This is a genomic window from Gemmatimonadaceae bacterium (genome assembly GCA_020852815.1).
In the GTDB taxonomy this organism is placed as follows: domain Bacteria; phylum Gemmatimonadota; class Gemmatimonadetes; order Gemmatimonadales; family Gemmatimonadaceae; genus SCN-70-22.
This window is the reverse complement of record JADZAN010000005.1, coordinates 59,771-67,370: the sequence shown is the minus strand read 5'-3', so window position 1 is coordinate 67,370 and position 7,600 is coordinate 59,771. Positions and strand designations below refer to the sequence as shown.

The following is a 7,600-nucleotide window of genomic DNA, read 5'->3' as shown; positions in this document are numbered from 1 at the left end:
TCGCAGGCAATGACCCCTAACGAGTAGAGGTCGGAGGAGGTGGCCACGGGGAGGCCGCGGACCTGCTCGGGGGAGGCGTAGTCGGGGGTGAAGGCGTGGGCGCCGCCCTGGGTGGGGGGGAGCTGGTCGGCCCCCTCGCCCTCGCGCAGGAGGCGGGCGATGCCGAAGTCGAGGAGCTTGACGGTGCCGTCGGTGGCAACGAGGATGTTGCCGGGCTTGAGGTCGCGGTGGACGACGAGGTGCTGGTGGGCGTGCTGGACGGCGGCGCAGACCTGGCGCAGGAGCTGGAGGCGCTGGGGGATGTCGAGACGGCGCTGGGTGGCGAAGGTCGTGATGGGGAGGCCATCGACGAACTCCATGACGATGTAGGGCTGGCCGTCGGGGGTGACGCCGCCGTCGAGGAGGGCGGCGATGTTCTTGTGGTTGAGGTGGGCGAGGATCTGGCGTTCGTAGCGGAAGCGGCGGATGGCGAGGTCGCCCTCGAGGCCGCGGCGGAGGAACTTGAGGGCGACGCGTTTCTGGAACTGGTCATCGGCGCGGACGCCCTCGTAGACGGCCCCCATCCCGCCGTAGCCAATCAGGCGCGTCAGCTCGTAAGCCCCGATCCGGCGCCCCACCGCCGCCTCGTCGTCGCCCATGGCGGCGGCGTCGGCGAGGACGCTGCCTAACGGGCGATCCCACGTGGCACTCCCGCGATCGAGCGCGGCGAGCAGGCTCTCCACCTCCGCGCGCAACGTGCGGTCGTCACCACAGGCACGCGCGAGGTAGTCCGAACGCGCCTCGGTCGGCATCTCGAGCGCCGAGTCGAACAGCTCCCGGATGCGCGCCAGGCGCGTGGGCGTGATGGGCGTCGGATTCGACGGTGCCGGCATCGCCCCCCGCCCGTCGCTCACGGCCCGTCCATCTCCCGCTGCAGGAAGGCGCGCGCGAAGGTCCAGTCGCGCTTCACGGTGGCCGGCGAGATCCCCAGCGATTCCGCCACCTGCTCGATGTCCAACCCACCGAAGTAGCGCAGCTCGACGACCTTGGCCTGTCGCGGGTCGAGCGCGGCGAGCTTGAGCAGGGCATCATCGAGGGCGATGAGGTCCACCGAGCGTTGCGGGGCCTCGGCCACCGACTCGTCGAGCGTCACGCGCTCCCCCCCCTCGCGCTTGGTGGCGCGCTTGCGGCGCGCATGGTCCACGAGGATGCGCCGCATGGCTTGCGCGGCAATCCCGAAGAAGTGCGAGCGGTTCTGCCAGGTCGCGTTGCGCTGGTCCACGAGGCGCATGTAGGCCTCATGGACCAAAGCCGTCGGCTGCAACGTGTGGTCGGCGCGCTCGTTGCGCATGTAGTGCACCGCGAGGTCGTGCAGCTCGGAGTAGACGAGCCGCACGAGCTGATCCGACGCGCCGTCCTGCCCGTGCTGCAGTTCCAGCAGCAGGCGCGTCACGTCGTGCGTGGGCGGAGCGCCAGCCGGGGTGGGTGGCATGACGGGCTCTCGCGAGGAGTGGGGAGGGTGGGAGGAGGTCACGGCGCGAGCACGGGGCGGGAGGCGCTCTCTCTGAATGGCACGAAGCGGGCCAGTCCATACCAATCCTCTGCAGCAGCCCGCTACCTGACAAGCGCAGGCGTATCACTTATCGGCTCTTTCGTCCCTCCCATCGACGGTCGCGGAGGGCGTGAGGCGCCCGGCTGGGCCAGCGTCGCCGGGCTGCAGATGAGCTGAAATCCGGGACCGCCGCGCGTGAGGTGGTGAGGGACCCAGACGACCGCGGTCCTCGTCGCTCCTCACGCTGTGTCGCGCCGCGCGCCGCACCCCCACGTCACCCCTTCGCCCCGGGTCAACGCCATGAATCGCATGCACTTGCCCTCGATCAACGCCCGTCCGCGTCGCATGCTGGCGGCACTCGCCACTCTCTCCCTCGCCGCCCTCACCACGCTCCCCACCGCCGCCGCGGCCCAGTCGGCCCAGCGCTACTCGGTGCAGGCGTCCGGTATCTTCGTCGGTACCTTCGGCGAGGCCTACGATGGCCTCAAGAGCGGCGTCGGGCTCGAGGCGCAGTTCCGCATCACCCCCAGCGCCTGGTCATACGGCTTCGGGCTGCAGGGATCGTCCCACAAGTTCGATGACGCCACGCTCGGCGAAGAGACCGTGACCCTGTCCGGGATCTTCTTCGAACCTCGCCGAGTCCTCGACGTCGGCAGCTCGCAGTTTGCCCCGTACCTGTCGGCGCGACTGGCCTTCCTGCAACAGTCACTCGACCTGGATGTGAACGGGACCGCGGTCTCGGCGAGCGCCAGCGGCGCGCAGGTCAATGGCGGCGGCGGCGTCCTGATTCGCCTCTCGCCCAAGGTGAACCTCGACCTCGGCGCGACCTACGGCCTCATCAAGTTCAGCGACGTTGAAGTCGACATCGCCGGCGTCGGCAAGACCAAGGTTGAAGGCTCCAGCGGTAACGGGAGCAACCTCGTCCTGCGCGCCGGGCTGGCGATCGGCATCAAGTAGCAGAAGACGAGAAGCCTGCCCCAGCGAAGGCTGGGGACGAGAAGACGAGAGGACGAGAGGACGAGGTGCCGCCCCCCGGGGGAATGGCGATCTCGTCCTCTCGTCTTCTCGTCTTCTCGTCCTCTGCTACATCGCATTCCGCCGGTGCTGCTGGTACCAACTCATCATGTAGAGTTGCGTACGCAGGAAGTTGCTCGGCTTGCTGCTCGTGCCGTGATACTCACCCTGAAAGCGCAGCAATGCCGTCGGCACGCCACGCTGCTTGAGCGCCTGGTAGAACTCCTCCGATTGCGACATCGGCGTGCGCAGGTCCAGTTCACCGGTCATGATCACCGTGGGCGTGGTGACGTTGCCGACGTACATCAGCGGCGACTGGTCGAGCCACGGCCTGGGATCTTCCCAGTACGGCTTGTCGAACCAGCCGTTGGTGAAGAAGGGGACGTCGGCGTTGCCGGCAAAGGAGATCCAGTTCATCACCGGGCATCGAACCGCCGCGCCGGCGAAGCGATTGGTGTGTCCCACGATCCACGCCGAGAGCACGCCGCCACCGCTGCAGCCGCCCACGTACATCCGTGAGGTGTCGATGTAGCCGCGCCCCACGACAGTGTCGACCGCAGCCATCAGGTCCTCGTAGTCTACACCGGGATAGCGCTTGCTGATGGCGCGCCCGAAGTCGGTCCCGTAGCCGGTGGAACCGCGCGGGTTGGTGTAGAGCACCACGTAGCCGTTGGCGGCAAAGTTCTGGTACATGTAGCTGAAGCCGACGCCGTACATCCCATGCGGGCCGCCATGGATCTCCATGATCATCGGCCACTTCCTCGACGCGTCGAAGTTGGGTGGCTTGACGATCCACCCCTGCACCTTCGTCCCGCCGGTCGACGTCAGCCACACTTCCTCGGTGGATGCAAGCCGCTTGTTGCCAAGGATGTCGGCGTTCACACTCGTCAGGCGCGACACCTTCTGCGGGGTTGCCAGGGCGAAGGTGACGACGTCGGCCGGCTCGGTCGGCGTCGACCGCACCGCGGCCACCAGGCCATTCTTCGCGATCGATGAGACGCCGAGCATCTGCGCCCCCTGGCTCAGCTGGCGCACCGCTCCCGCCACGCTGGCAAAGAAGAGCTGCGACGACCCGCGGTCCTGCACATTCACGTAGACGCCGCTGTTGTCCCCCGCCCAGAAGATCTCCCCCATGTCGCGGTCCAGCGTCCCGGAGATCTTCTTCATCCCCGAGCCGTCGCGCCGCATGACGTAGAGCTCCGACGCGTGATACGTGTCCTCGGTGTGCGGGTAGCCGCTGAAGGCGATCCACTCCCCGTTAGGCGATACCACCGGGTTGGACCAACTGCCACGTTGCGTCGTCAGCTTCCGCATCGCCCCCGTCGCCACGTCGACCACGTTGATGTCGGAGTCGCGGTAGTTCTTGTCGGACTCGTTGCTCATCAACCCGTCGAAGACGATCGATGCGCCGTCCGCCGACCAGCTCCACCCCACCGATCCCGGCTGGCCATCGAAGCGCGAGCCGGCGTTCCAGTCCCCCTTCGTCAACTGCCGCGCCGTGCCACCGTCGGCCGGGACGACGAAGAGGTGCACGAATCCCTGATCGAGGAAGCCGCGCCGGTCGGCGCGATAGTGCACCGTGTTGACATAGCGCGGCGACGGTGTCCACTGCGCCCCCGGCGGCGCGGCCGGCATGTCGATCGCCCAGCTCTCGGCCTTTGGGGTGAACATCGCGAAACCGATCCACTTCCCGTCGGGCGACCAGGCGAGGTCGCCCGGCGCGCGCTCCACGCGCGTCACCTGCGACGTGGCTCCCTCGGCGTTCATCCAGCGCACGAAGACCTGCGCGCCCCCCGGCTGCCCTTCGCCGATGTAGGCAATGCGCGTCCCGTCGGGCGACCAGGTCGCATCGCCACCGCGCGCGAGGAAGCGGTTCTCCGATCCGTCGGCGTTCATGATCCATAACGCCGACTCGAACGTGTCCTTCTGCTTGTCCACCGACCGTCGCGTGTAGATGATCCGCGCCCCGTCAGGTGAAAGCTGCGGCGCGCCAACGGTCTCGAAGTCCAGGTAGTGGTTGACGGTCAGGAGGGTGTCGACCGCCTTCTCCTGTGCAGGAAGAAGTCCGGCCGCAGCGACCAGCGACACCGCCGGCAGCACACACATCACACGAGCGAACCGCATGGGAACCATCCGTTTGGGGGGACGCGAGATCATACGGTGAAGACGAGGCCCCGAGAAGGCTGCCCCCTCCACAACCTCCGCCGACAGTTGGACGAGTTCGCTGTCCAACGCGCGCGAGTCCCGCCCCACCACGGCCCCACCCCCCCAAGCCCTCGCCCCTGGACAAGCACCTCGTCCCCAGCCTTCGCTGGGGCAGGCTTCTCGTCCTCTCGTCTTCTCGTCCTCTCGTCCTCTCACACAGTGCGTGTGCTCCGCCAGCGAATCTCCCGCGCCCGATGCAAGTCCTCGAGGAACATCGCCTCCGCCTGCTCACCCAGCGTCGCATCCTCGATCACGGCGTCCAGTTCGTAGTTGATCGCCACGCCGAGCAGGTTGAAGTCGGTCGATCCGACACGCACCCAGCGGCCGTCGACCACGTTGGTCTTGGCGTGCATCATCTCGCCGCGCCACTCCCAGATGCGCACGCCGTGCTTGAAGAGGCGGGAGTAGAACGGGGAGATGATGGTGCGCAGCCACGGATGGTCGTAGCGCGACGGGACGAGAATGCGCACGTCGACACCGTCTCGCGCCGCGCCGGCCAGCGCCTCCACCATCCCCAGCGACGGCGCAAAGTAGGCGCTGGCAATCCAGATGGTGCGCTCCGCATTCAACGCCTGCATCTGCAGCCCGCGCGACGCGCGCATGCGCCCCGGCTCCCCCTCGACGATCCCCACCAGCGACGGCGGGTCCACCTGCGGGTCGAGGTGCGAGGCGCTGGGGCGACGGATGAGGCGGACTCCCTTGGGGCGCCCCTGATGGGCGCGCGCCCACATCCGCTCGAACGAGTCCTGCATGTCCACCGCCGCCGGCCCGGCTATGCGCACCGCGGTGTCGCGCCACGGCGAACGCTTGCGCCGAAGCACACCGTGCTTCCATTCCCGCCCGATCCCGATCCCCCCAGTCACCGCCACGGCGCCGTCGGCCACCACCAGCTTGCGGTGATCGCGCGGCAGGATCCCCCCCCAACGATGAAAACCCGGCGGCGAGAAGAGCTTCACCACCACGCCGTGCTTCGCCATCTCCCCGAAAAAGCGCAGGGGCGTCCCCATCCGCCCCACCCAGTCCACCAGCAACCGTACCTGCACACCTCGCATCGCCGCCTCGATGAGCGCCTCCTTGAAGCGCACCCCGACCTCGTCGTCGCGAAAGATGTACCCCTCGAAGTCGACGCGCGTGGAAGCTTCGCCAATCGCCGCGATCATCGCGTCGAACGTGGTCGCGCCGTCGGCAAGCAGTTGCACGCGGTTGTCCGCCGAGACGTCGGCAGCCGCAATGCGCCACAGCCCGCGCGCGAAGGTGCGCGTCCGCTCGGCTGTGGGCGGGAGCGAGGCGGGGGCGTTGGCCAGCCCGAGCGACTCGACGTCGCGCGACGACCGCTCGAGCTCGCGCAACGGCGGCTCGACCTCCCGCGCGAGCGGCTCGAGCTCCCGCGCGAGCGGCTCGCGATCGCGCGGGAGCGGCGTCTCCTCCCGCAGCTCGCTCACCGCTGGTACTCGCGCGCCATCCCCTGCCGCAGCGCCACACGCGCCAGCAACGACCCGATGGACAACGTCAGCGCCACCATGAGCATGAGAAACCCCGTCTGGATTGCACGGTTCACGTTCTGGTCCACCAACGATCCGAAGCTGAGGAAGCCGATCGTTCCCGGCACCAGGAGCACGGTGGCCGGCTGCTGCAACACCGCATACGGAAGGCGCAGGCGACGCGCCAGCAGGATACTCGCCGCCGTTGCCGTGAACGCCCCCACGAACGCGCCGGCGTTGGAGCCGAGGAGGATCCCCCCGCCGAAGGCCACCAGCGACGTGATCACGCAGATGAGCATGATCCACGGCGCATCGCGCCGCCGCGCGTTGAACAAGTGCGTCATCGACAACCCCGCCGCCAGTGGCGACAGGACGCGAATCCACGCCGGAAGGTTGGCCGCCGCCGGCAGGATCAATCGCGCCTTCTCGCTCGACGCCACCGCCTGCTGCCCCACCACCACGCCAACCACCAGCAGCAGGAGCGTCACCACCCCCGCCAGGAAACGCCCCGACCCCGCCGTCCAGTGCCCCTGCGCCAGCTCGCTCATCGACACCGTCAGCCGCCACCCCGGCAGCAGGATCACCAGCGACGCCACCAGCACGGGCACGGGACGGATGTCGGCCATGTGCAACCGGTCAAAGCCGAACGCCGCCCCCGACGCCATCGCCGCCAGCAGCACGGTCGCCAACGGCATCAGCGTCTCGCGACCAGCCACCAGGTGCAGCACGGCCCCCACCGTCGCCCCCAGCAGCGCCACCAGCCCCATCTCCGGCAGGTCGGCGCGCAACAGGAGCGCCGACGATGCGCTCAACAGCGCCCCCGCGAGCGTGTCGAGCAACATGCTCGACCTCGCGCGCCAGGCCAGGAGCGACGTCAAACGCTCGGCGGCATCATGCGGGGTGATCTCGTTCTTGGCCACGCGCTCCAGCACACGATGCAGCGCCACCGCGCGCGTGAAGTCGGGGCTCGAGGCGCGCACGCGGATTACCTCGGTCCATCGACGCCCCCCTTTCGACAACGTCAGGAAGATCGCCGTCGCCGTCGCCGTGCAGTCGGCGGTGAAGCCCAGGTGGCGCGCGAGATACTCGAGCCCCTCCTCGGTCCGCGCCGGGACCTCGTCCACCGCGGCGTACGCGCGCGCCGCCAGCGCCACAAACTGCACCGCATCTTCATCGGTCGTCGGCGACAGCGAGGGCGGCGCCTCGTACAGCGCCGTCAACGAAAGGTTCGGCGTCGCCTGCTCGGTGGTCATGGACGCGCTCGGGATGGCGCTCATGTGAGCGCGGGTGAGGGGCACCGCCAGCGGCCGGCGGCCTCCGCACCTTAAGTTGTCGCGAAGCCCCCGTGAAGGGGGACGGACAGCGCCCC

Annotated in this window: 6 protein-coding genes; 1 reads left to right on the top strand and 5 read right to left on the bottom strand. The window is 68.7% G+C overall.

From position 1 onward, the window contains the following. Together IT359_04105 and IT359_04100 are read right to left on the bottom strand one after the other, a co-directional pair. Nucleotides 1–893, bottom strand: an 893-nt coding sequence (locus tag IT359_04105; protein ID MCC6928158.1) for a serine/threonine protein kinase, incomplete at its 3' end; no start/stop codon positions are given. Further along, a complete protein-coding gene (locus IT359_04100) occupies nt 890–1,471 on the bottom strand; it encodes a sigma-70 family RNA polymerase sigma factor (GenBank protein MCC6928157.1) in 582 nt (193 codons plus the stop codon). The genes IT359_04100 and IT359_04105, both read right to left, overlap by 4 nt. Nucleotides 1,472–1,840: 369 nt before the next feature. Here IT359_04100 and IT359_04095 point away from each other — a divergent pair, with 369 nt between their 5' ends. Next, a complete protein-coding gene (locus IT359_04095) occupies nt 1,841–2,488 on the top strand; it encodes an outer membrane beta-barrel protein (GenBank protein MCC6928156.1) in 648 nt (215 codons plus the stop codon). Nucleotides 2,489–2,614: 126 nt separating this feature from the next. Here IT359_04095 and IT359_04090 read toward each other — a convergent pair whose 3' ends face one another. The 3 genes from IT359_04090 to IT359_04080 all read right to left on the bottom strand — a co-directional run bounded on the left by IT359_04090 (nt 2,615) and on the right by IT359_04080 (nt 7,508). Continuing rightward, nucleotides 2,615–4,669, bottom strand: a complete 2,055-nt coding sequence (locus IT359_04090) for a S9 family peptidase (protein MCC6928155.1) — start codon at nt 4,667–4,669, stop codon at nt 2,615–2,617. A 233-nt stretch (nt 4,670–4,902) separates the two neighbouring features. After that, complete coding sequence (locus IT359_04085) at nt 4,903–6,192, bottom strand: phosphatidylserine/phosphatidylglycerophosphate/cardiolipin synthase family protein (protein ID MCC6928154.1); 1,290 nt, start codon at nt 6,190–6,192, stop codon at nt 4,903–4,905. Further along, nucleotides 6,189–7,508, bottom strand: coding sequence for a threonine/serine exporter family protein (locus tag IT359_04080; protein ID MCC6928153.1), 1,320 nt, complete (start codon nt 7,506–7,508; stop codon nt 6,189–6,191). Before IT359_04080 ends, IT359_04085 begins: the two co-directional genes overlap by 4 nt. Between the last annotated feature and the right edge of the window lie 92 nt (nt 7,509–7,600).